Source organism: Pedobacter sp. AW31-3R, from assembly GCF_052180285.1.
GTDB lineage: Bacteria > Bacteroidota > Bacteroidia > Sphingobacteriales > Sphingobacteriaceae > Pedobacter.
In genome coordinates, this window is the sequence record NZ_CP197475.1 from 3,690,186 (window position 1) to 3,713,328 (window position 23,143).

Genomic DNA, 23,143 nt, shown 5'->3' on the forward strand with positions numbered 1-23,143 from the left:
AATACGACAAGAATACAGGCGCTTAAGCTACAGCCACCTCCCCGAATACTCCAGAAAAAAGGTCAAACGTTTGATTGGCCGCGGCCATGACAATAGCCTCTTCTTCTTCAGTTTGAGCAGCTTCATTCATAATGGCTACAAACTTAGCCCACATCATTCCTGTAGCCTCACCATAACCGGAAAAGAAAGAAACACCTGTGCTTACCCCATACTTCGCCAGCATTTGCACAATGATAGGTCCGCCCATAATAGAACCTTCCATGACGTACATCGCACCCAGTGCCTGCAAGGTATTGGTGATTTCGGGAACAGTTACCACTGGCAGGTCATTTACCTCTGCCCCCAGTGCCTCAATATCTTGTTTCAGATATTCAGCATTCCGACGCTCCGCATGGTCAGGTAATAATTGAGTAGTAAGATACGGCGCAATAGCTATTTCTACAGCATTGAAAAAGGCATAAAAATGTTTGAGTAGCTCTGCATAGTCCGCATGGCTGCGAATCGCTTTTAGTTTGAATATTACTTTTTTTTCCAGCGCCTGATGCCCCGGTTTGGTTACTTCTTTGATGTTTGTACTTAGCATGTTTGAATAGTGTTTAAGGTTGTATTTTTTCTTTAAAGCCTTACTGTTTTAGAAATGTGTATGATGGATGTGAATCATGATCCATTATTTTTTACTCTATAATTGTAATATTTGCACTTATCGCACTCCCCCCTGCATTATAATAACCTGCGGGTATATAATTATAAATCAGTTGCTGGTACACCCCTATTGGAGTGGTATCCGGAACCTTAAAAACAACGCTCTCATTCGTGGCCTGTGTGACAATGAGGTTGGCGGTACTCACAGGGAGGGTAAAGCTACCCAGTTGCGCAGTATTAACTCCACTTAATAAAGTTCCTCCGGTTACGGTAAAAGAATCCCCCCGCTTTAACACTAAGGGAACAGCAAGGGCATTATAAGGAAGTGTAGGCGCAGCATAGACCGCTATCACATCAAATGCATCTGCATAAAAAATGGTATCGGTGTTGCTCACCACCTTCATTTTGTACGTCCCCAATTCAAATGGGACTTTTGTAGTGATGCTGATCTCAGTCAGTCTGGACACGACGGCCTGTGTTTCGACATTCTGGGCATCAATAAAAAACACTTTCGTTTTTTCTAAATTTGGATTAAAATAATCCCCACTGATTGTTACTGATGCACTTTGCAAGGCAAAAACCTTACTATTTCCTGTGCGCAGGCTGGTTTGTCTAATAAACGGCGGAATGGATTTAAGCACAAGCCTGATTTTATAAACTTCAGTGCTGCCATCCTCTGCAGTAACGGTATAAGTTGTCCCATTTTCAAGTTTTACCTCAGTACCGGAAGCAGGTGAAATACGCGCCCTTTCTGCAATATTGATCTGGGGGCTGATATGATCAGGCAGTTCCTGTTCCACAGGCCAGTTGATCACAATTTCATTGTTTGATATAAAACCTTTAAGGGGCTCTCCATGGGCATCTTCCATGTTAAAACTAATGATGTCTTTAAAAGTATACTCCTGGTATTCCTTTTTACAACCTGCAAGGATAATTAACAAAAGGAATAAAGAGGTTATTTTATAAATATGTTTCATGGGGTAATAGCTCTAATTAAATATCTGTTTATTTTGCTTGTACAGTAATGTTCCAATAGGTAGGAACATTCGAAAACTGTTCAAATTGTGCTGTTGGGGCATAAGATCCGGGAGGTACCGATTCTGGTAAACGAATCGTCGCTGAAGTCCGGTCGTAAGAAATAATAGGACATATGACTTTAGTCCCGTTTACCAGTATACTGAATTCCGTAAAGTTGACAAAAATACTGCCGGAGGTCTTTATGGTAAATGTTTCTCCTTGTTTTACCGTTACTGGAAGATAATTTATAGAAGGGCGACCAATAACCAATTGTATTGGGTTTACATTCATGGCCATAAGGGATTGTATTTTTACTTTAAGCTTATAACTGCCTGGTTCCATTGAAGGAGGGATGGCCAGATAGGAAAGTACATAATTCTTTGTTCCATCAGAATTAACGTTGATAGTGATACCGTGGCTGGTGTAAACTACACTTGGTGTCAAAGCCGTTTCGACGTTATCTTCTCCAACCAGAAAAGCCTTTATCTTGGTCGGATCTGCTGTGTTAAAGTTACCACTGATCACCAGCCCCCCTGAACCTATAGCGACTTCTGAAGGGCTGGCGCCAGTCGACAGTTCATTGATAACCAAAGGTGAAATCTGTTGTATTTTAATGATTAATTTATAGACCGTAACAGATTTATCGGCTCCTGTTACCGTATAAATGGTTTTATCATCCAAAACATCAATAGGCAGTAACTCTTCTAAAATACTGGCACCAGTTGCCAGTTTAATAATTGGATCTATGACGTCCAGCTGGTAATAGAAAGGGAGATAAACAGTAATTGTTTTATCGCTTTCATCAATGATGCCAGAAAGTTCACCATCGTAAACAGGAATGGTATAAGATACGATCTTGCTATTGGATTGTTCTGGTGGAGATAGGGTTTCTTTACATGCATTAAACATAGTCAGCATCATCAGGCTGCCTATAAAAACGGTTATTTTGAATTTCATTATTGACAATAATTTTAAAGTGTTGGGTATATAGGCTATTTATTTGATTTCGAATTTTGTGCTCCCTTTCGGAACAATCACATACTCAAAAGTAAAATACATATGTGGGGTGTTTCTAAACCATTGGTCAGGGGTAAATGCATCCTTATAACAGCTAATCATTTTTATTTTGGCATAATCGCCCTTCGCCGTGCGCAATACAACGGTTCTTCTTTCCGGTAAAGCATAAGCAACGTGCATCTTATCATAACTTGAATCGCCCAGAATATTTCCTCCGAAATCATACAGGTACCAGCCTATCCCCTCTCCAAAACTTCCTTCATTATCTGTCCCTATCAGATTTTTACCTGTACGGAACAGGTTATCCGCAGGGACATCCGTCACCTCGGCAAAGGGTTTTTCAAGGATAAGGATCCCCCCCTGCCCAATACTTCCACCACCAAAATTAGTGGCATCCTTCCCATTGTTACCACTTAAAAAACTGTTGTAAAGTCCGCCAAAAGCCAAATCCCAGCGCACGGTCTTAGCGTAAGATGCCCGAACTTCCTTACCTGTTTCCAGGCTAAAATAAACGGTCGCCGGTGTAACCGTAGGATTTGAATCGTCTGTTGGTGCCAGGAAGTTCTCTGTACGCTGAAGCTTGTAATAGGAAACAGCACCAGCCGGTTCTTCCGGCTCGATAACAGGATCGTCATCTTTTGAACACCCTGCAGCCAATACACCGGCAAGCATTAACACGAACATCCATCGAACTGATTGTCTAAATCTTATTTGCATAGTTATATTTATTTTGTATTTAAATTCTTACTGCCATCCTGTTGAACATAGTACCTGAAGGTGAAATAGGGCGCTGGCCAATTCAGGTCCGTTACGGTTGGTGGATTTCCTTTATAGGCATTAACCAATTGGAGTTTCGCATACTTTCCATCAGGCAGGCGAATAGCATAGGTGCGATCCGGGATAGCCTGCATAATGTGGGTATTCAAGCTATAGAAAAACCAGCCATTAGAATTTTCTGATGATGCCCAACCTATTTTATTGGCCGTGCTCTGGTCAAATTCAGTGTCTGAAGGTGCCTGACTCACATTGGCGTAAAGCTGCCCCAACATGATCACTGCACTGGACGCTTCACCTTCGTAACCCGGATTAAATTGATAACTCTTGTCATTTACATATACTTCACTGTTATACGGCCCTGTAAAAGCCAGGTCCCAGTCCCTGCTTTTTAACCATTGCGCGGAATCTGCAGCATTCCTGATCCAGATTTGCTTCTGGTCCCTCAACCGGAACAAGAAAATATAAAAAGGCCTGTTCACCTTCCCGGGTGCACTTGTTCCCATAGCAGCTTCTGTATCGCCTGCCAGGTCTTTAATTACAGTGCTCTTTCCATCTTCAAGCAGTAGGGTTTGGTCTATCGCTTCTTTTTTACAGGCCGTGAGCAGTAGCATTCCACCCAGGAGTATCGACAGTGTTGATTTTAATTGATGCATTGTTATGTGTTTTAAATAGTCATGAAGCTATCATGAACTTGTGTCCATGCGGTTGATTAATCTTTATAAAAGCGGTACGTAAGTCCCCCCAATATCACCCTGCCCGATTGTCCCGGCATTAACGGATCTACATAATCTGCGATGTTATCGGCAGTGAGCCTGACACTCAGGTGCTGGTTGATCAGTTTCTTCTCTATGGCAGCATTGACCAGAAAATACCCCTGTACAAAAGTGTCGTAACGATCAATGAAATTATTGCCATTGCGGTCGCCAAACGGATACTTCCCTCTGTAATTGACCCTGGCATTGATACTGATATCCCAGGGACGGTATACATAAAATATCCTTGTATTGATCATATGTCTGGATCTATTTTCAATTCCCCAGTAGTCCGATGGTTTCGGTGCATATGAATTTCCCGTTGCCGGGTCATGTATATTCTGGCCATAAGGCCAATTGCCCAGACGGATACTATCTTCCACACTCCGGTCTTTCGCAACCAGGTATTGATACCCCGAACTCCATTCCAGGTCTTTTGATAAGTTTACCACGATGGAAGCATCAATCCCTTTATTTACAGCCTTCGGCAAATTCTGGTAGGTATAAATATTACGGTTATTGGTTCCTGTCGCAATCTGTATACTATTGATCTGATTTCTCAAATCATGGTAAAACACACCTGCTTCTATTTTTACCGTTTCTTTCGGCTTCCAGACAAAACCCGCATTGAATGAAGTACTTCGTTCGGCCTTCAGATTGTTTCCCAGCTGCTGAAGCAGGTATTCCCTCACTTCACTGATCTGTCCTTCACGCTGCAATTGTGCCAGTGTTTCTTTAAGCACATCATTTCCAATCACCAGGTAGTTTGCTGTCGGATTATAGAATACCAAATACCTGGTTTTGAAATCTGGTGTTTTAAATCCTGTACCTACACCCGCCTTCAGCGTTAGATTTGGCAGGATATGATAGTGTAAGCCTAAACTTGGATTCAACCTCCCACCGTAATTATTGGTATGGTCATACCGGACACCGGCCAGGGCATCAATTTTTTCATTGAGCTTCCAGTCGCCCTGCAAATAAGCGAATAGATTCACCATATTCCCCGGATTTGTAAGCGCCTCATCGTTCATACGCTCCAGGCTCCCGCCAAGACCGGAAGTAAGTTTGATTCCATTGGACGGTGTATAGGCAAACTGTTGCTCAAACCGGTTAAGGTTTTGCTTAAAAATATCCTGGCTTACCCTGGTATTGCTCTGCTGCCAGGCCACACTCATATCTGAGGAGTAGGTGGTTAAATAATAACGGCTAACACTCTGCAGCCCATTATTGAAGTGATGGTCAAAAGTAAGCGACAGATTTAAATCCTTTTCATCCTGACTATCCCCGGAGACATTTCCAAGGCCGAAATCTTTCGGCATAAATGATTCCCGGAGGGCATACCTGCCACTTATCCCTATGGTACTTTGTTTGGTCAGACGATACCTTGCCCGTCCCTGAACCGCATAATTGTTATAGGGTGGCGAAGTGGTGCCCGACTGAATATAATCTGGATTGGTATTGAACCCATCACTGTGGTAATAATTGGCAGAAACATTTACAGAACCCCGTTGGGAAGCAAAAGGTGTTTCCCCTTCAAGCGTAACATCAAGAATATTCAGACTTCCATAATTTACCGAGGCCACTGCCTGAGGCTGTACAGCACCATGTCGGGTGATAATATTGATGGCACCACCCAGGGCTTCACTACCAAATATACAGGAGGAAGCTCCTTTTATGATCTCAATTCGTTCGATATTGGAAACACTGATTCTCGACAGATCAAAGTTCCCGCTGTTACGTCCCGTCATTGGCTGTCCGTCTATCAGTACCATCACATATTCACTTCCAAATCCCTGCATCTGCACCCCAACAGCCCTGGCACCTCCCCCAATATTGTTTACAATTGCAATTCCGGTTTGTTCTTTCAACACCTCATCCAGCCTCCGGCTGCCCATGAGTTCAATCGTACGGCGGGTAATGATGGTTACCGGCATAGCACTCCTTGTGGCTTTCAGCAAATTGTCCGGTGCCGCTAAGGATCCTGAAATCTCAACTTCTTCAAGATCGCTTTCACCAGGCTCCATACGTATATTTAAAACTGATGTTTTACCGGTTTGAATGACCGCTCTCCCCTGGTAGGTCTTAAACCCAACCATGCTCACCCTGAGCTGGTAGGCTCCTGCATAGATATGCTGAAATAAAAATTGCCCTGTTATACCGCTTTTAAGCAAATGCCGGTCCGGCTCCATTAAAACGGTGGCACCTGGCAATGGTCTGCCTTTCTGGTCGGTTATCATGCCTTGTAAACTACCGGTCGACTGTGCCCGAATGGCAGCTGGGCTGAGGAAAAAAAATATAATAAACAGGAAGTATTTGATCATTTTATATCGTAATGTTGTTGGGCTGAATTATTTTTAATCGTTCTAAATAAACCGCATGCAAATGTTTGAATAGTTTTGATAATTTATTGTATGCAATTCGGTTTATCCTGTATGCAATCCGCTTTTTTTTGTATGCAATACGGTCAAAAAACGGGAAAAGCGAGGTTTGGAAAGAGAGGCAACACCCACAAAAAATTCACACAAATTCATGTATATCAGTTATTTGTAAAACAATTACAATTTTTAACATCCATAAACCCTTGCTTTCGGATTGCATACCTGCAAAATTCCTGATTTGCGGAGCGCAAAATTAAATGCTTGTTTTGCAGCAGAATTGAAATGACATGAAACCACTTTACTGCCTGTTGCTCTTCTGCCTGATATATGGCAAGACCAGAGCACTGCCCACTACGAAAGCACTTCACACGATAGCTCCCCCGGCCAGGATCATCACCCTCGGTGCAGCAATTAGCGAAACTGTTTATGCCCTTGGTTATGGTAGCAGTATTGTGGCCACAGATGTAACCAGCTTATACCCCCAGGCGGTCAAACAATTGCCAAAAGTAAGCCGCAACCGCATCTTATCTGCTGAAGCCCTACTGTCTTTCAGGCCAGACCTGGTATTGGCTCCGGAACAGGACATCACAAAAGAAATACGGTACCAACTAAAGATGGCAGGTATCAGACTGGTTACTTTCAGACAGCAATTCAGTACCAGGGCTGCGATAGATTTCATCCGCCAGGTCGCTATAGCTGTTGGAAACCCCAAAAAAGGACAAGAATTGATCGTCCGTACAGAGAAATCCTTGCAGACCGTGCTCAACCAGGTAAAATTGAACAGCAAAAAAACTAAAAAAGTGCTATTCATTTATGCCCGGGGTACAGGTACCATGACTGTTGCAGGTAAAGGAAGTCAGATAGATGCCATCATTTCGCTAAGTGGCGGTGCCAATGCGGTGAAAGAATTTGCAGAATTCAAGCCCTATAGTACTGAAATGATGGTGAAGACAAATCCAGATGTTATCCTCCTTTTTGATTTTGGGCTCAGCAGTCTCGGGGGAATGAAATCAATATTAGAAATGCCTGGTGTATCCGGCACCAATGCCGGTAAAAATAAAAACATTATACAGGTAGACGGACCCTTAATGGTCAATTTCAGCACACGACTTCCGGAAGCCATAAAAGTACTGAACGAAAAATTATATTAAGTGCTACGGAATGAAAAGAAAGTTTATTTATATCATACTCATCTTGTCCCTGGCCCTGGCCATTTGCTTCTCGCTCGCCATGGGTGCCATGCAGATCCCCCTGAATGAAGTATTGGTGATGCTGGGAAACAAACTGGGCGTATGTTCACAAACCGTAGCGCCTCCATATGAAACCGTACTGTACCTCGTACGCTTGCCAAGGGTCTTATTGGGTTTATTTGTGGGCGCAGCATTGGGCATTTCCGGCGCGGCCATACAGGGCATATTTCGCAATCCCCTGGCAGAACCCGGTTTAATTGGAATTTCTGCCGGGGCATCCCTGATGGCAGTTCTGGTTATTGTGCTTGAAGTTACCTTACTTTCCAGCCTCTCTGCTCTTGTTGGTTATTATCTCGTGTCCATCGGTGCTTTTCTGGGCGCCGCTTTGTCGGCCACCCTGGTTTACCGCTTGTCAAAAAATCAAGGCAGGCCAAATATTACCACCATGTTGCTTGCGGGGATAGCGATAAATGCATTATGTGGCGCCTTAACAGGGCTAATTACTGCCAATGCTGATGAACAACAACTCCGGACCATTACTTTCTGGATGCTGGGCAGCCTGGCAGGGTCTACCTGGCAAACCTTATTTTCAGTCTTGCCTTTTATACTCATTCCCTTGATACTCTTACCACTCCAGGGCAGAAAACTGAATGCCTTTGTACTCGGAGAAAAACAGGCTGACCAGCTGGGAATGCGTACTTCGAAAGTAAAACTCAGGGTGGTTATCCTCTGTACCATGGCAGTGGGGGCATCGGTGGCAGCATCCGGAATCATCGGATTTGTGGGACTGCTGGTGCCCCATATGACCCGGTTGATAGGTGGTGTGGATAACCGTTATGTATTGCCCGCTTCCGCATTAATGGGCGCTTTAGTCCTTTGCCTCTCCGATCTTCTGGCCCGCATGCTTACTGTTCCTATGGAACAGCCGATTGGCGTAATCACCGCCTTAATTGGCAGCCCTGTTTTTCTGTACATCCTTTTAAAAGACAAAAATGCTAAAAGTTGAATCAGTAAGCTATAAAATTGGCAACCGCACCATTATAAACGGCGTAACCCTCTCCTTGAGAAGAGGGGAATTGCTGGCGATTACAGGAGCAAACGGAGCGGGAAAATCGACCCTGATCAGTCTTTTAAATGGAGAGAATCTCCCCTCTGCAGGAAAGATCATCTTCGATGGAAAATCACTTTGCACGTATAAACCTGAAGAACTGGCCAGAAAAAGAGCCACACTAAGTCAGCATAATGCCGTTAACCTATCCTTCAGCATCGAAGAGATTGTCATGATGGGCCGTTATCCTTACTTTACCGGGAAGGCCAGAAAAGAAGACTATACCGCAGTAAATGAAACACTGAGTGTATGTGGGTTAACGGGTTTTGCTTCCCGGTCCTACCTCAGCCTATCCGGCGGGGAACAGCAACGCGTACAACTGGCAAGAATACTTGCCCAACTGTGGGACCAGCCCGGCGGATTACTCTTACTGGATGAGCCAGTGGCAGGCCTGGATCTGTTATACCAACAACAGACGCTGTCTATTGCCAAAGCATTAACCAGAAAAGGCTTTATGGTCGTGGCCGTACTGCACGATTTAAACCTTGCAGCCCAGTATGCCGACCGGATCCTGATGTTAAAAGACGGACGCAGATGGAAAGATGGAAGTCCGGCCCAAGTGTTGAACCAATTGGATATCTACAGTGTATTTGGCCTTGAAACAGAAGTAATTATGAATGCCAAAACCCTCACACCTTACATTATTGCCAAGGAAATCAGAATGGCCGCCGACGAATTCAATTCAATGATCACAAAAGAGATACAAATAAACACGCCATCTATTTAGAAAGAATATAAACAATAAAGTATCTTTGGTTCCTTATCCCTTTCCTCATAACCATAGCCATGATCGTAAAAAGCAAGATAGAAGGATTAAATGAATGGCTCTTTATAGAGGATATACCGGATGCTTTTACCCCAGGAAATACAATTGGTGAGAAAAAAGTAACCATTGAACGCTCCCCTATAAAAATGGTTAACCACCAGCTGACCAGCGGCGGACTTTTTTTAATGTACTCAGAAATGAAATTTACTGAGAATGTACGCATTTATACTGCAGTAGAAGGGGAAACCGTGACCAGTCATTTTATCTTCTATCATCCCGCATCAACCAAAAGAATTTCCCCTTACAGCGGTGGAAGCAGGCACAACATCCGTTTTATTCCATCATCAAGTGCCACCTACGAACTCAAACCTGGCATTGATTACACCTATTTTATGATGGTGATTTCTAAGGAATACTATTATAAATTAATAGACCGCCACTCCTCACTTCATGAAGATTTTGTACAGGAAATAGATAAAGGCTTATCTGCATCTTATGGAGCACAGGATATGCTCGTCACACCTGAAATGCACCGTATCATTTCAGAGCTCCGGGAGGATAAAAAAACCGGAGAACTCAGAAGATTGCATACGGAAGCCAAGGTATTGGAACTCCTCATTTACCAGATCGAACAGCTGAACAATGAACAACCGGAAGCAGGTAAACTGCTAAGGGATGCCGATATCGACAAATTGGAACGCGCCAGGATTATTCTGGAAACGCGCTTCGCCGATCCCCCTACCCAAAAAGAACTGGCGCAGGAAGTCATGCTGAACGAATCTAAACTCAGAAGGGGTTTTAAAGAATACTTTGCCACGACCATATACGATTATATCACGCGCTTGAGAATGGAACTCGCGAAAAATTTGCTTCTCGAAGAACGCAAAACGATCTATGAAGTTACCCTGATTACAGGCTTCCGGCATCAGGCGAATTTTAGTATTGCCTTTAAAAAGTATTTTGGAATATCGCCAAGTGATATCAGCGGACTAGGAAATACAGGGTAATGACACGGAGAACTGGCTCCCCCTGATGCTCCATCAGCAATGAACCCCTAAACAAATAACATTTGGGCTTTTAAACAAAGTCTCATAGGATTATTTGAATTACATTTGCCCTGTCCGTCATAGCTGATGGATTTTTTATCTCATGAGATTACACAAAACACTAAAGAGAACTATGGTCACAATTTTCTTAGCCATCGGAATAATGGCTTTAATTATTTATTTATTCATGCAGCAGGCATCTTTCGGTAAGGCCCCTTCCGGAGCCAGGCTGGAAAGAATAAAAAAATCGGCACAATACCACGATGGTGCCTTTCAGAATCAGTCACCTACCCCAACATTTACCGGAGGAGGCACTTTCTATACGGTATTCAAAGATTTTCTGTTCGGCAAACATGAACGCAAATCTCCTGATTATACCCTTCCATCAATTAAAAGAGACCTCCATGTTCAGCCCTCCTCAAAACCAGAGATCACCTGGTTCGGCCATTCCTCCTATCTCCTTCAGGTCAACGGGATGAACATACTGGTAGATCCCGTATTCAGTGGAAGAACCTCACCAGTGAGTTATGCAGGTACCAAGGCTTTTAATGGTGCAGATATCTACCATGCAGAAGATATGCCGAAAATTGATGTGCTGGTGATTACCCATGACCATTATGACCACCTGGATTATGAAACCATTTTAAAACTAAAAGATAAAATCGGTACCATCGTGACCTCACTTGGCGTAGGTGCACACCTGGAATATTGGGGCGTTCCTGCCAGCAAAATCAGGGAACTGGACTGGTGGGAAACAGCTTCGATCAATTCCACCACTACCTTTACAGCAGCACCGGCAAGACACTTTTCCGGCAGGGGCCTGGTACGCAACCAAACCCTGTGGTCGTCCTTCATCTTTAAAACCAATGGATACAGTATTTATATGGGTGGAGATTCAGGTTACGACCAGCATTTTGCAAAAATCGGCAAGGAATACGGGCCATTTGACCTGGCCATCCTGGAGGATGGACAATACAATGCCTATTGGGCCAATATCCATATGATGCCGGAAGAAACAGCCAAAGCTGCACAGGATCTGCAAGCAAAAGTATTGCTTCCCGTGCACTGGGGTAAATTTGCCCTGGCTACACATACCTGGGACGAATCTATCGACAGGGTATTGAAAGAAGCAAAAGTATTGAACCTGGAAGTGATCACCCCACTGATTGGGGAAAAGGTCATACTGGATAGTATATTGCCTGCCAAACACTGGTGGATTAAAGAGCGGCCTTAACCCTCCTGCGTCTTTTCATCTGGAGTTTTCCGGATGAAAAGGCCCAGTAAACCCACAACAGGATACACAGCAGCAAAGCTGTATTCGGCCAGAAAAACGACAGGGCAAAAGCAGCGAAATAAGTTGGCATCCCATAAAGATACGTATTCCTGATCTCAAGGATCGACTGGTCATCGATATCAGGCCGCAGCAAACTCCTGTCCCTGCTGGCCAGAAACCACAGTAGATTGAAGGAGAGATTCATCAGTACAAATAATCCCGTGTAGAGGGTAATGCTTAGCTGCTGTGCCTCAGAATGGTAAAACCTCGCCAGCAGATTGGTAGGAAAGGACACGCAGGTCACCAGAAACAGAATCAGCCCATTGGCAAACATCAGTCCCGTGTTTCTCCTGTAAATTTGCTTAAAGAGCTTGTGGTGACTCACCCAGACAATAAAAATGCTGAAGAAAGAGATGACAAAAGCCATATAACCAGGCCATTGCGCCGACAATTCGCGCCATAGGGCAGTACCGTTCATCCCTTCCTTCAACTCCGGAACATGGAGATCAAGGACGAGTAAAGTAATTCCAATGGCGAATACACCATCACTGAAGCCTTCAATCCGGCCCGTTTCTTTTTCCATGTGATTTCCAGTCTTTATTGTTTGTTCCAAATGTCCGCATACCGCTCCGCATGTCTTTTGAACTGCGCGTGTACATATACACACATCGGTATCACCTTGAGCTGATTGGCTCTTACATATTCCACCATTGCATTCAGCAGCAACCCGGCATATCCTTTCCCTTCCCTTGCAGGCTCAACCTCTGTGTGGTATACCGTTAAATTTCCGGCAGAGATATCAAAAATCATCTCTCCCTGTTTTCCTTCTTCATCAAAAATTTCAAAGGCATTCGGCCCTTCGGGCGGCATACTTAACCTAACTTCAGGATTTTCCATAGCTGTATTATTTTCGTGTAAAAATTGGTTTTCATCAGGATGAAGCGGCACTGTCCTTCGTATACAAATAGCAAACTGCCATAGCAAGCCCTGGAAGAACTACAGCTACCAACCCGAATTGTTTCCCAAAAAAAGCACCCAGCAGACAGCCGGCCAGGAACCCGCCAATAGTGATCAGCTGGTTCTTAAAGCTGGCCAGGATATTTACATCTTTCAGACGCGTACCGATCAGGCTACACAGATCCAGTGAAGCCTGCGTCACATTTCCGGTCATCATGGTCGTCGGACCATACGTAGCTTTGCTGAACAGCTTTCCAAAAGCATTCTGGAACCCCATCGCAACCACCACCAGCATCGTGACCACATACATCGGCCAGCTCAGCTGTGCCCCTTCCAGGTAACCTGAAAAATAAGCCAGTACCCCGGCAAAGATAAGCAGCAAGGCTTCGCAGAAAAGTAGCAGGGGTCTGCGGACAGAGCGCTGTCCTATCCATCCCCCAAGCATCACGGCAGCGACAAAAACAGGAAAAGTGAGCAGCTTGATCCATGCATCTGCTTCAGAGCCTTTGATCATCTGATAGGCAAACGTGATGAAATTTCCGGTCACATGTGCAGAAAAAATCCTGTCCGCCGCAACAAACGTTACGGTATCGCAAAAACCCGCGGCTGCTGTAAGCATTAATGTGACAAACCAGATATGCTGTTTATGATCTTCCATGTGTATGATTTAAATAAGTTTATGATAAATGTGCCCTTAACATCCAGGCCATCTTTTCGTGTTTCTCCATTAATCCTGTGATATAATCACTGCTGCCTGCATCATGAAGTGCATTCGCATAGCCATTGATGTTTTCACGCAAATGGATAAGGATACTTTCATGATCTGCAAGTAAAGCCCTGATATGCCCCAGGCTGTCATTTGCATGTCTGCTCTCTTCAGTCAGGTGCGTCAGCTGCAAAAACTCTTTCAATGATCCCGGCGCATAATGCCCCAGTGTACGGATGCGTTCTGCCACCTCATCCACGATCTCGTCCAAAGCAGTATACTGCTCCTCAAAGAACTTATGTTTATTGTAAAAATCCGGGCCTTCTACATTCCAGTGTGCTTTTCTTGTTTTTGTGTACAATACAAACTCGTCTGCGAGTATTTTACTTAATGAGTGCGCCACTGCTTCCAGGTGCGCAGGCTTAATGCCAATTGTAATTTCCATTTTAATCTATTGTTTAATTTCCTGTTATGCTTAATAAATTCTGTACTACTTAGTAACTGTAAAAACTGTTGACCAACCACTGATCAATGGAATACGTTCCTGGTCCGATAATGAGCAGGAACAACATCGAAAGGGTGTACATATAAGGCACATCCCTCACCTCCGCCGAATCATTGCGGTGAACCACAAAATAACCTATTGCCGTAACACCAATACTCGGCAATAACATCAGCCGCGTACCCAGTCCCAGCATCACCACAAAGGGGACAATGGTATCGGAAAATGTAGCTACCAAGCCGTTAAGCTTCTCCGGTAGTCCCAGGGGATTGGGAACGTGTTCTTTCTCCCCGTTTTCCAGCCTGAACTTTTTCAATCCATGTACCCGGAATAGTTCCAGCATGAGCAATACCCTGAATACCAGCACCGCCATATTGTTCCATGATGACCCCAGGTCCGATTCCAGTATCATTTTAATTATCTGTTCCATAACGTTTAAAAGGCAAAACATGAACAGCCCAGGGCACCCCAGAAAGCTGTATAATTATTTACAGGAACATTGCTTTTCCTTACCGCTTCATGGGCATGACCATGAACATCGCAGCTACCCACACAAGAATGAATGGTACTGGCCACTACGGGCTGTAACTGACCGCCATTGTAACCGTTGTACAGGGCTACGGGCGACCAATCCGGAAGCACCGGGATTTTCGGAGGGGAGAAGGAAGAGAAATCATCTTTCGCATACACAACTTTTCCACCAACTACAGTCAGAACTGATTCTATACCTTTGATCGCTTCGTCTTCAATCTGGAAATAATCTGCCGTTAATACCGTCAGATCGGCGAACATGCCTACCTTGATATCTCCCTTTTTTTCCTGTTCATTAGAGAACCAGGCACTACCCCTGGTATATAATTCCAGCGCAGCTTCCCTACTCAGTTTGGTATCGGTATAAATCTGCTGTCCCCCAATGGTTTTCCCTGCAGAAAGCCAGTACATAGATACCCATGGATTATAACTGCTTACCCGCGTGGCATCAGATCCACCTCCTACCGGCACGCCCATTTCCATCATTTTCTTCACCGGAGGGGTTTGCGCTGCTGCAGCTACCCCATAGCGGTCGGTAAAATACTCACCCTGGTACGCCATACGGCTCTGGATGGCAATACCACCGCCCAATGCTTTTACACGTTCAATATTCCGCTCATCAATGGTCTCCGCATGGTCAAAAATCCAGGGCAATCCCGCAAAAGGAATATCCTGGTTTACCCTTTCGAAAACATTCAGGAAACGGCTGATGCTTTCATTATAGGTGGCATGTAAACGGAAAGGCCATCTTTTTTCCACCAGCAAGCGCACTACCTTTTCCAGTTCTGCTTCCATATTTTCAGGCAGGTCGGGTCGCGGCTGCAGGAAATCCTCAAAATCTGCCGCAGAGAATACCAGCATCTCCCCTGCACCATTGTGACGGTACATGTCGTCACCCTGATATAGTTCCACCGAATTCGTCCAGTTCTCGAAATCTTCGAATTCCTGTTGAGGTCTTTGTGTAAACAGGTTATAGGCAATACGTACGGTTAAAAGTTTATTCTCATTCAGTTCGTTTACCACCTTATAATCGTCCGGAAAATTCTGGAAGCCACCCCCTGCATCAATGACGCTGGTGATGCCAAACCTGTTCAGCTCCGTCATAAAATGGCGGGTGGAGTTGACCTGGTGTTCCAGGGATAATTTTGGTCCCTTGGCCAGGGTGGAATACAGGATCATTGCATTGGGACTGGCAATAATCAGCCCTGTAGGCTCTCCGGATGAATCTTTCTGGATCACTCCTCCTGCCGGTGCAGGGGTGTCCCTGGTATAACCAACAGCACGTAGAGCTGCCCTGTTCATAAAGGCACGATCATACAGATGAAGGATAAACACCGGTGTATCCGGGGCTATCGCATTGATTTCTTCCAATGTCGGCATCCTTCTTTCAGCAAACTGAAATTCAGACCAGCCCCCCACCACCCGTACCCATTGCGGAGAAGGTGTGCGGTCTACCTGTTCTTTCAACATCCTTAGCGCATCGGCCAATGATGGCACTCCGTCCCAGCGCAGTTCCAGGTTATAGTTCAATCCACCTCTGATCAGGTGAATGTGTGAATCGTTAATCCCCGGTACTACCCTTTTCCTCTTCAGGTCAATCAGCTTCGTCGAACTGCCGGAAAACTTCATCACCGCATCGTCACTCCCGAGTGCAATGAACTTACCATCCTGAATGGCTACCGCAGTCACCGGTTCTTTATATGTAGCAATGGTATGAATTTTACCATTAAACAGAATCATATCCGCATTCATGTTATTAATTTTTAATGATTTCCAAATCGGTTAATTGTTGAAGCCCGCAATCGCTTCACTGATTCCCTCACCGGCAATGTTGAAAAAAGAAGGTCCTGCAAGTAAGACGATCTTCTTGAGTGGCTTGGAATGGTCCATTTGTTTGCCTTTCAACCAGGCTTGTGTGCGGTAAGCCGTTAAAGCACCCCTGACAACATTCCCCGCCACCAAAGCCGTCGGCGAATCTATCCCCGCATCCTTCAGGTCACTTGCCAGTGCGAAGCTCTCCACGCCAATTTTCAGGGCTTCCCTCATGGCCACACGCCCAATGGAAATCATGAGCTCGGGAGCAAACTTATTCCGGTCCCCCAGGCCAATCAGCAACAGGCTTTTGCCTCCTATATATCCTTTCGGCGGATGAATCAGCAGGGTTTCGAAAGCCTGCCCGGAAAACCTGCCTGATTTGCGCAACTCCGTCAGCAATCCCTTCAGGTCATGGTCCAGGTGGACCAGCCCGTTCAGTGCCGGCGGTAAAGCAGGCGGGGAATTGTAGATATCATTCTCCGTATATTCAAAAACACAGGCCACCTGCAAAGGCGTAACCTGTGCGGAGGGGCCTTGTACTACTCCTTCAATGGCTATTCCGTCCACTGTGCCCCATACTTTTGACGTTCCTACTGCAGTAGTCTGCTGTGCGTTTATACTCCCGTAAAAACCTGTAAACAGGATGCTGAAGCTCAATAACCTCAGTGTTTTAAAGGATAAAAAGGTGATCGCATGATCATTAAATTTCATATGCGGATTTTTTAAGGTGAATTAAAATTTAAAAGCGATACGGGTATTTATAAATAACCCGTTCTGGGCATCAGGAATGATATCATTGATAAATGCCCCGGTATCGAAATATTGTATACCTACATTCAGGTTTAAAAATTTATTTAGGCTATAGACGGCACTCGCCAGGTAACCTGTACCAATGTACCGTTTAGAAGAAGAAGATCCTGGCAGGTTGAATGTGCCGCTGGGACGGTATACCCCATCCTGTAAAGCATATCTCCAGTTGAATACCACATCCAGCTGTACCATCAGTGCATTGCTGAGATTCAGTGAGGCATAGGGATGGATGTCGATCAGGTTAACCGGCCCAATCTGTGGATTAAACCCAAAATAACCACCCTTGGGATAAAGGGGATTAAAGGTTCCCAGCCTGCCGTCGCCGGAATTCGCATCTCCGGAGATATAGTCATTTCTCAGGTTGATCTTTGGCTTCAGTGCCGCATTTTCAAAAGAGTAGCCCAATTCTGCGGAAGCTGTCCAGGCCCGGATATTTCCCGAAGCAAATGTGCCGAACTGGTAAGCCCCTTCAAAGTTATAGATGAATCCCCCGCCCTCTTTCCAGATCCGTGTACCCACCGTATGCCGGCGTTCCTGGCCTGCCCCTTCTTCAAATACAGATTCATTTCTCCGGATGCCAAGGTAATACACGTCCAGGTTAGCTGATTCCGGAAGAATGATCCGGGCATAACTTCCCCAAAGGTTCAGTTCTTTAGAACGTGTATTGTCAAAGCGCCCAGGATTAATCGTGTCGGCATACATCACAAAAGCATCTACCGACAGGTTTTTAGCTGCGAATTTCAGCTTTGCACCTGTAAAATAGAGCCTTGCATTCGGGCCTTCCCTTACAGAAACCAACCGTCCGGAACCATAATCTATTTCCTGCCTGCCTACCCTTAGCGTGATTTTTTGATCTCCCCTGCTATAGGGCACGAAGTCAACAAATAGATTCTGGACGTTCATGGCGTCTTTATCAATAGGTCGCGATCCGTTTTTGCGTCCTCCCTGTAATGCACTTCTCATTTGCCCAAAAATCCTGACCCGGCTGCCCAGGTGAAGATCGGCATGGATATCATAGCGCTGCAGCAGGAAGTTATTGTGCCCGATTCCTGTTCTGCCCCAATCTTCATTGTCAAAGGCCACATATTCCAGCCTGGCCTCCCCACCAAAAGACACATAGGCAGACGCTTCCTTATTCAGGGGCACAAATTTTATGCGGTTATAAAATCCCGATGAAGAATCGCGCAGTGCACTGTAATCTTCATCGTATCTCATCAGTTTAAAACTTTGTGCATCAGCAATGCTCAGCTTAAGCAAGCCAAGGAGGAGGAAAAGGAGTATTTTAGGCTTTGAAAATTGGGGCATACAGAATTTATGGTAAAAATGTTTCAGGTATTGACGGTAAACTTTTAGTGTTTAACCATTTTATGCGCATACTGGATACCAAGGCCGTAACCTGCACCATATTTTTTCATCAGGTCGGTTACCGCCACATAAGTTTCAGTTCTTGCCCAGTCACGCTGAAGCTCCAGGATATACTGTACTGAAGTAACCGGCTTCACTCCTGCATGCACCATTCTTTGTACCGCACGCTCATGTGCTTCAGTACTCACATCACCACAGGCATCTGTGATGACAAAAACATCATAACCTTCATCCATAGCAGAAAGTGCAGGTCCAACAATACATACCCCTGTCCACAATCCTGCTAGCACCAGTTTTTTCTTCCCTGTTCCTGTAATCGCTTGATACGCCGCTTCGTCCTCCCAGGTGTTCATTGAGGTCCTGTCGATATAAGCTGAGGTCTCCTGAGGATAAAATTCTTCCACTTCAGGAAATACCGGACCAGCGAATGAATCTTCCATCACTGTAGTCACAATCGTCGGTACATTGAATATTTTCGAGGCACCGGCAATGATGGCCACATTCGTGCGAAGTTCAGTGATAGAAATACTTTTCGTTGCAAAAGCCATTTGACCTTCAAAGTCGATCAGAACCAGGGCATGGTTCTCTGGTGATAATAAATTCTGTGATGGTTTCATAAATTATATATTTTTTGATCCGGAAGGCCAAGAAGCATACCACAGACACATCACCCTGTAAAACAACATATTAAAAAATAAAAGCCCTGATTTTACTTACTTTATATCGCCAATTCACGAACATCCGGCGTAAATTCCCTACTTTTATCCCCCATGAAGGATCTAAGCACACCGGTTTCTGCTGAGTCACCGTTCAAAGAAAAAGCAGCTCCCCTCAACCGTACCGCATATACTGAAAGAGAAACCGATATTCTTCTTTCCCTGAGCAGTGCCATTGCGACCATAAGGAATAAAACTGATCTTTTTAAGGTGATTGACCAAAAACTGAAAACACTGTTTTCCTTTGAAGAATTTGTCATCTGTACCATTAGTGAAGACCGGCTTACCCATAGTGCTTTTTTATACAACCAGCAGGAAAGTTTCCAGAACAAACCCGGAATCTCCCCCCGTTCCAATAAAAGTTACCCTCTGGATGATGGCTTGTGCCATCTGCTCCAGGCAACCGGGGGGCCAGAGGTCTACAATGTTGATCAGGTGATGCAATGGGACCATACACCACCCTGGTTAAGCTTCTGGCAGCAAATGGGGATCAAAGAAATGATTGGTCTTTGTCTGTCAGACGAACACGGCCCAACCGGATTTTTCTATATTTTCTCCAAAGAGGAAGGTGCAGTGCAGCACCTGTATTACCGCCTGCTTAAAAATATCGGTCAGCAGATTGGTGTGGCGGTATCTAATATCCGCGCCAACGAAAAAATAGAAGAGCAGCTCCAGCAGATTAACCTGTATAAACAGCAGCTGGAAGGAGAGAAAATATACCTGGAAGAACAAATCAATACTTCCAATAACTATACAGACATCATTGGCCAGAGCACGGCCATCAAAAAAGTATTCCACCTCATCGACCAGGTGGCGCCGGCCGACAGTACGGTACTCATCACCGGGGAGACCGGAACCGGAAAAGAGCTTGTCGCCCGTGCCATCCATAAGGGCTCGCTGAGGAAGAAAAAATTACTGATCAAGCTCAACTGTGCTACCCTACCACAGGCTATGGCGGAAAGCGAGCTCTTCGGACATGAAAAAGGAAGCTTCACCGGCGCAATAGACCGTAAAATCGGGAAATTTGAACTGGCCAACGGCGGTACCCTCTTTCTGGATGAGATCGGCGAGCTCTCTCCTGAACTACAGGCCAAACTGCTGAGAGCCCTGCAGGAAAAAGAAATTGAACGCATTGGCGGTAAATCGGTTATCCATACCGACGTCAGAATCGTTGCCGCCACCAACCGCAATCTGCTGGAAGATGTACGGGCAGGTAAATTCCGGAGCGACCTGTATTACCGGCTGAATGTATTCCCTATCCAGCTTCCCCCGCTCAGGGACAGGAAGGAGGATATTCCTGCATTAACCAAACATTTCCTGGCCCACTTTGCCTGGAAAACCGGAAAAGAAAAGAAAGCCATCAATGCCCTGATGGTAAAAAAGCTGAAGAACTATTCCTGGCCGGGAAACATCAGGGAACTGGAACATGTAATGGAGCGAAGCATTCTCCTTACAACCACAAAAGTCATCACAGAGGTCTACCTTCCGGAAATAGAAATGCAGGAATTGAACGGTAGCTCCGCAGCTTTAGCCGTCAAAAGCATTGAAGAAAATGAACGCGACCATATCCTGGAGGTCCTGAAACGCTGCAAAGGAAAAATATCGGGTAAAGGCGGCGCGGCAGAATTGCTTCAGGTACCTGCAACAACCCTCAATTCAAAGATGAAAAAACTGAAAATTAAAAAAGGGCTCGTGTTACCATCGTAAATCCACGGTATATCGTCAGTCTCTGCAATCATCCATTCACAACATTTTAATTAACAGCAGTTTAACTACTGGTATTTTTATTGCAGGCAGTCCATACAGCGCCATTCCCATGAAAGAAACGATTTTAATTGTAGAAGATGAATTTATAGTAGCCAACGACCTGCGGATCATGCTGGAAAAAGCGGGATATACCGTCTGTGGGATTTCACCTTCTGTGAACAAAGCGCTGGAGGTCATTGCCACAGAGAAACCCGGCTGGGTATTGCTTGATATCTTTCTGCAGGGAGACAAAACGGGCATTGAACTGGCCGGGAAGCTCCACGAACTGGACATCCCTTTTATCTTCATCTCCGCCAATACCAACCAGGCTATCCTTGAAGCTGCCAAGGCGACACTCCCTTACGGTTTCCTGGTTAAACCTTTCCGGGAAAAAGACCTGCTGGTGATGCTCGACATTGCACACTACCGTCACAGCCAGGGCATAAAATATAATTTTCAGCAGGAATCCGGAATTGATCAGAAGCTGGAACTCATCCTGGATAAAAATGAACACTACCAGGAGAAACTGAAACAGGTATGTCAGGTCTTATCGGCCGTTATTCCATTCGACTTCATCCGGTTCAGCAAGATAAATCCGGAGACTTCACCGCAGGATATCCAGCTGTATAAATCAGACAATAGCTATGAAATACCGGATTCGGAACAGTTGATGAAATTGATGAATATTGCACCGAGGGAATATAAATCCAGGAACACCGGGGCTTTTGATGGAAAGGACAAGGTCATATTTAACGGATATGCCTTCAGGAAATTCAGAATGGACAACCCCTGTGCAAAAGTACTTTCCGATCATTTTCAGCTTCAGTCTGCTTTTCTAACCCGCCTCAGCATACCCGGTGCCGGAGCATACCAGATTGCGTTTTTTTCCAGGGCTCCGGATAGCTATAACCAGGTGTATGCAGAACTGATCCATCAGCAGGAGGAACTCCTCAGCATCATCATCAGCCGGCTCGTGGTCAACAAGGAACAGGCGAAACCATTAAAGGCAGATACGCTTAAACATCCCTTAGTCAAAATGGCGGAGCCTGAAAATAGCTTTGAAGGCATTATCGGGAATAGTCCCCTTCTCCAGGCAGTATTCAGGAAAATTGAACTGGTCGCCCCGGATGAGACTTCAGTGCTCATTCTTGGAGAAAGCGGGACAGGTAAGGAAAGAATTGCACAAACCATCCACCAGCTGTCACCACGCAAACTGAAACCAATGGTGACCGTCAACTGCGCTGCCCTTCCCTTTTCCCTGATTGAGTCGGAACTCTTCGGTTATGAAAAAGGTGCCTTCACCGGGGCAAACGAAAGAAGGATCGGCAAGTTTGAACAGGCCGACGGAGGCTCCGTTTTTCTTGATGAGATTGGCGAGCTCCCCCTAGAGGCACAGGTAAAGCTGCTCCGTGTCCTGCAGGAAAAAGAAATTGAGCGGATTGGCGGTACAAAAACAAGGAAAATTGATGTAAGGATCATCACCGCCACCAACAGGAACCTGGAAAAGGAAGTGGCAGAAGGCCGGTTCCGTCTCGACCTGTACTATCGCCTCAATGTGTTCCCTGTCGAACTCCCTTCCTTACGCCAGCGCAAGGAAGATATTGAACTGTTAACCTTACATTTCATCGGGAAATTCGGGCAAAAGAACAACCGGAAGGTATCAGGGATTGCAGCGAAGGCACTGGAGCGGATGAAGGGATACGACTGGCCTGGAAATATCCGTGAACTGGAACACCTCATCGAAAGGAGTATACTGATGAGTACAACGGAAGAAATCCAGGACATTGATATTCCTGCAACAACTGCAGCCTTGCCCCATCAATCTGCTCTCCCGGAGGAAGAACAAAGCATTATGACCCTTGAGGAACTGGAACGGGCACATATCATCAAAGTGCTGAAGCATTGCAACGGGAAAGTCTCCGGTCCCGGCGGTGCAGCAGAATTGCTTCATATCCCCTCCACCACATTAAATTCCAAGATTAAAAAACTGGGAATTACTTTTGAATATACCCAATAGCTCAACACCGGC

General features: G+C 45.2%; 22 protein-coding genes. 7 read left to right on the plus strand and 15 right to left on the minus strand.

Translation table 11 applies throughout. The features are described 5' to 3' along the window. Window positions 1-22: 22 nt before the first annotated feature. From ACSBL2_RS15265 to ACSBL2_RS15290, 6 genes are all read right to left on the minus strand, one after another. Window positions 23-583 (minus strand): biliverdin-producing heme oxygenase, encoded by a 561-nt coding sequence (locus ACSBL2_RS15265; RefSeq protein ID WP_442587402.1) that lies wholly within the window; start codon window positions 581-583, stop codon window positions 23-25. A 91-nt stretch (window positions 584-674) separates the two neighbouring features. Continuing rightward, entirely contained in the window at window positions 675-1,619 is a 945-nt protein-coding gene (locus ACSBL2_RS15270) for a hypothetical protein (protein WP_442587403.1), read from the minus strand. A 28-nt stretch (window positions 1,620-1,647) separates the two neighbouring features. After that, complete coding sequence (locus ACSBL2_RS15275) at window positions 1,648-2,616, minus strand: hypothetical protein (RefSeq protein WP_442587404.1); 969 nt, start codon at window positions 2,614-2,616, stop codon at window positions 1,648-1,650. Window positions 2,617-2,655: 39 nt separating this feature from the next. Then, window positions 2,656-3,393 carry an HmuY family protein gene (locus ACSBL2_RS15280; protein WP_442587405.1) on the minus strand — a complete coding sequence of 246 codons (738 nt, stop codon included), beginning with the start codon at window positions 3,391-3,393 and terminating at the stop codon, window positions 2,656-2,658. A gap of 8 nt (window positions 3,394-3,401) precedes the next feature. After that, on the minus strand, window positions 3,402-4,106 hold the full coding sequence (locus tag ACSBL2_RS15285) for an HmuY family protein (RefSeq protein WP_442587406.1): 705 nt from the start codon (window positions 4,104-4,106) through the stop codon (window positions 3,402-3,404). 56 nt (window positions 4,107-4,162) lie between these two features. After that, complete coding sequence (locus ACSBL2_RS15290; RefSeq protein WP_442587407.1) at window positions 4,163-6,526, minus strand: TonB-dependent receptor; 2,364 nt, start codon at window positions 6,524-6,526, stop codon at window positions 4,163-4,165. A 344-nt stretch (window positions 6,527-6,870) separates the two neighbouring features. On the opposite strand from ACSBL2_RS15290, the gene ACSBL2_RS15295 reads away from it, so the two are divergent. The 5 genes from ACSBL2_RS15295 (at window position 6,871) to ACSBL2_RS15315 (ending at window position 11,927) form a co-directional block, all read left to right on the plus strand. Then, window positions 6,871-7,734 (plus strand): heme/hemin ABC transporter substrate-binding protein, encoded by an 864-nt coding sequence (locus ACSBL2_RS15295; protein WP_442587408.1) that lies wholly within the window; start codon window positions 6,871-6,873, stop codon window positions 7,732-7,734. 10 nt (window positions 7,735-7,744) lie between these two features. Next, window positions 7,745-8,779 carry a FecCD family ABC transporter permease gene (locus ACSBL2_RS15300; protein WP_442587409.1) on the plus strand — a complete coding sequence of 345 codons (1,035 nt, stop codon included), beginning with the start codon at window positions 7,745-7,747 and terminating at the stop codon, window positions 8,777-8,779. Next, a complete protein-coding gene (locus ACSBL2_RS15305) occupies window positions 8,766-9,608 on the plus strand; it encodes a heme ABC transporter ATP-binding protein (protein WP_442587410.1) in 843 nt (280 codons plus the stop codon). The genes ACSBL2_RS15300 and ACSBL2_RS15305 overlap by 14 nt, the downstream gene beginning before the upstream one ends. A gap of 59 nt (window positions 9,609-9,667) precedes the next feature. Continuing rightward, window positions 9,668-10,654: a helix-turn-helix transcriptional regulator gene (locus ACSBL2_RS15310; protein ID WP_442587411.1), complete on the plus strand. Its 987-nt coding sequence runs from the start codon at window positions 9,668-9,670 to the stop codon at window positions 10,652-10,654. Between the two features lie 172 nt (window positions 10,655-10,826). After that, on the plus strand, window positions 10,827-11,927 hold the full coding sequence (locus ACSBL2_RS15315; RefSeq protein ID WP_442587412.1) for an MBL fold metallo-hydrolase: 1,101 nt from the start codon (window positions 10,827-10,829) through the stop codon (window positions 11,925-11,927). Here ACSBL2_RS15315 and ACSBL2_RS15320 read toward each other — a convergent pair. The 9 genes from ACSBL2_RS15320 to ACSBL2_RS15360 are packed head-to-tail and all read right to left on the minus strand — an operon-like array spanning window position 11,911 to window position 19,269. Next, complete coding sequence (locus tag ACSBL2_RS15320; RefSeq protein WP_442587413.1) at window positions 11,911-12,549, minus strand: TMEM175 family protein; 639 nt, start codon at window positions 12,547-12,549, stop codon at window positions 11,911-11,913. The two genes, ACSBL2_RS15315 and ACSBL2_RS15320, sit on opposite strands and share 17 nt — an antisense overlap. Before the next feature lie 14 nt (window positions 12,550-12,563). Next, a complete protein-coding gene (locus tag ACSBL2_RS15325; RefSeq protein WP_442587414.1) occupies window positions 12,564-12,863 on the minus strand; it encodes a GNAT family N-acetyltransferase in 300 nt (99 codons plus the stop codon). Window positions 12,864-12,897: 34 nt separating this feature from the next. Then, a complete protein-coding gene (locus ACSBL2_RS15330; RefSeq protein WP_442587415.1) occupies window positions 12,898-13,581 on the minus strand; it encodes a YoaK family protein in 684 nt (227 codons plus the stop codon). Between the two features lie 19 nt (window positions 13,582-13,600). Beyond that, window positions 13,601-14,074: a Dps family protein gene (locus ACSBL2_RS15335; protein ID WP_442587416.1), complete on the minus strand. Its 474-nt coding sequence runs from the start codon at window positions 14,072-14,074 to the stop codon at window positions 13,601-13,603. A gap of 49 nt (window positions 14,075-14,123) precedes the next feature. Next, window positions 14,124-14,561, minus strand: a complete 438-nt coding sequence (locus ACSBL2_RS15340) for a DoxX family protein (protein WP_442587417.1) — start codon at window positions 14,559-14,561, stop codon at window positions 14,124-14,126. A 5-nt stretch (window positions 14,562-14,566) separates the two neighbouring features. Continuing rightward, the gene (locus ACSBL2_RS15345; RefSeq protein WP_442587418.1) at window positions 14,567-16,414 is read right to left on the minus strand and encodes an amidohydrolase; all 1,848 of its coding nucleotides are present in this window, start codon (window positions 16,412-16,414) and stop codon (window positions 14,567-14,569) included. Between the two features lie 30 nt (window positions 16,415-16,444). Then, the gene (locus ACSBL2_RS15350) at window positions 16,445-17,188 is read right to left on the minus strand and encodes a M17 family peptidase N-terminal domain-containing protein (RefSeq protein WP_442587419.1); all 744 of its coding nucleotides are present in this window, start codon (window positions 17,186-17,188) and stop codon (window positions 16,445-16,447) included. Window positions 17,189-17,209: 21 nt separating this feature from the next. Then, window positions 17,210-18,592, minus strand: a complete 1,383-nt coding sequence (locus tag ACSBL2_RS15355) for an alginate export family protein (protein ID WP_442587420.1) — start codon at window positions 18,590-18,592, stop codon at window positions 17,210-17,212. Between the two features lie 44 nt (window positions 18,593-18,636). Beyond that, entirely contained in the window at window positions 18,637-19,269 is a 633-nt protein-coding gene (locus ACSBL2_RS15360) for a hydrolase (RefSeq protein ID WP_442587421.1), read from the minus strand. A 153-nt stretch (window positions 19,270-19,422) separates the two neighbouring features. On the opposite strand from ACSBL2_RS15360, the gene ACSBL2_RS15365 reads away from it, so the two are divergent. Together ACSBL2_RS15365 and ACSBL2_RS15370 are read left to right on the plus strand one after the other, a co-directional pair. Further along, window positions 19,423-21,075: a sigma-54-dependent Fis family transcriptional regulator gene (locus tag ACSBL2_RS15365; protein ID WP_442587422.1), complete on the plus strand. Its 1,653-nt coding sequence runs from the start codon at window positions 19,423-19,425 to the stop codon at window positions 21,073-21,075. Between the two features lie 109 nt (window positions 21,076-21,184). Beyond that, window positions 21,185-23,131, plus strand: a complete 1,947-nt coding sequence (locus tag ACSBL2_RS15370; RefSeq protein ID WP_442587423.1) for a sigma 54-interacting transcriptional regulator — start codon at window positions 21,185-21,187, stop codon at window positions 23,129-23,131. Window positions 23,132-23,143: the final 12 nt, after the last annotated feature.

Bases quoted from the DNA above. Each gene is read 5' to 3' on its own strand.
- ACSBL2_RS15340 (WP_442587417.1), bottom strand. From the start codon at position 14,561: ATGGAACAGATAATTAAAATGATACTGGAATCGGACCTGGGGTCATCA.
- ACSBL2_RS15370 (WP_442587423.1), top strand. From the start codon at position 21,185: ATGAAAGAAACGATTTTAATTGTAGAAGATGAATTTATAGTAGCCAAC.
- ACSBL2_RS15285 (WP_442587406.1), bottom strand. From the start codon at position 4,106: ATGCATCAATTAAAATCAACACTGTCGATACTCCTGGGTGGAATGCTA.
- ACSBL2_RS15290 (WP_442587407.1), bottom strand. From the start codon at position 6,526: ATGATCAAATACTTCCTGTTTATTATATTTTTTTTCCTCAGCCCAGCT.
- ACSBL2_RS15350 (WP_442587419.1), bottom strand. From the start codon at position 17,188: ATGAAATTTAATGATCATGCGATCACCTTTTTATCCTTTAAAACACTG.
- ACSBL2_RS15275 (WP_442587404.1), bottom strand. From the start codon at position 2,616: ATGAAATTCAAAATAACCGTTTTTATAGGCAGCCTGATGATGCTGACT.
- ACSBL2_RS15345 (WP_442587418.1), bottom strand. From the start codon at position 16,414: ATGAATGCGGATATGATTCTGTTTAATGGTAAAATTCATACCATTGCT.
- ACSBL2_RS15360 (WP_442587421.1), bottom strand. From the start codon at position 19,269: ATGAAACCATCACAGAATTTATTATCACCAGAGAACCATGCCCTGGTT.
- ACSBL2_RS15330 (WP_442587415.1), bottom strand. From the start codon at position 13,581: ATGGAAGATCATAAACAGCATATCTGGTTTGTCACATTAATGCTTACA.
- ACSBL2_RS15310 (WP_442587411.1), top strand. From the start codon at position 9,668: ATGATCGTAAAAAGCAAGATAGAAGGATTAAATGAATGGCTCTTTATA.
- ACSBL2_RS15270 (WP_442587403.1), bottom strand. From the start codon at position 1,619: ATGAAACATATTTATAAAATAACCTCTTTATTCCTTTTGTTAATTATC.
- ACSBL2_RS15305 (WP_442587410.1), top strand. From the start codon at position 8,766: ATGCTAAAAGTTGAATCAGTAAGCTATAAAATTGGCAACCGCACCATT.
- ACSBL2_RS15280 (WP_442587405.1), bottom strand. From the start codon at position 3,393: ATGCAAATAAGATTTAGACAATCAGTTCGATGGATGTTCGTGTTAATG.
- ACSBL2_RS15365 (WP_442587422.1), top strand. From the start codon at position 19,423: ATGAAGGATCTAAGCACACCGGTTTCTGCTGAGTCACCGTTCAAAGAA.
- ACSBL2_RS15335 (WP_442587416.1), bottom strand. From the start codon at position 14,074: ATGGAAATTACAATTGGCATTAAGCCTGCGCACCTGGAAGCAGTGGCG.
- ACSBL2_RS15265 (WP_442587402.1), bottom strand. From the start codon at position 583: ATGCTAAGTACAAACATCAAAGAAGTAACCAAACCGGGGCATCAGGCG.
- ACSBL2_RS15320 (WP_442587413.1), bottom strand. From the start codon at position 12,549: ATGGAAAAAGAAACGGGCCGGATTGAAGGCTTCAGTGATGGTGTATTC.
- ACSBL2_RS15295 (WP_442587408.1), top strand. From the start codon at position 6,871: ATGAAACCACTTTACTGCCTGTTGCTCTTCTGCCTGATATATGGCAAG.
- ACSBL2_RS15315 (WP_442587412.1), top strand. From the start codon at position 10,827: ATGGTCACAATTTTCTTAGCCATCGGAATAATGGCTTTAATTATTTAT.
- ACSBL2_RS15355 (WP_442587420.1), bottom strand. From the start codon at position 18,592: ATGCCCCAATTTTCAAAGCCTAAAATACTCCTTTTCCTCCTCCTTGGC.
- ACSBL2_RS15325 (WP_442587414.1), bottom strand. From the start codon at position 12,863: ATGGAAAATCCTGAAGTTAGGTTAAGTATGCCGCCCGAAGGGCCGAAT.
- ACSBL2_RS15300 (WP_442587409.1), top strand. From the start codon at position 7,745: ATGAAAAGAAAGTTTATTTATATCATACTCATCTTGTCCCTGGCCCTG.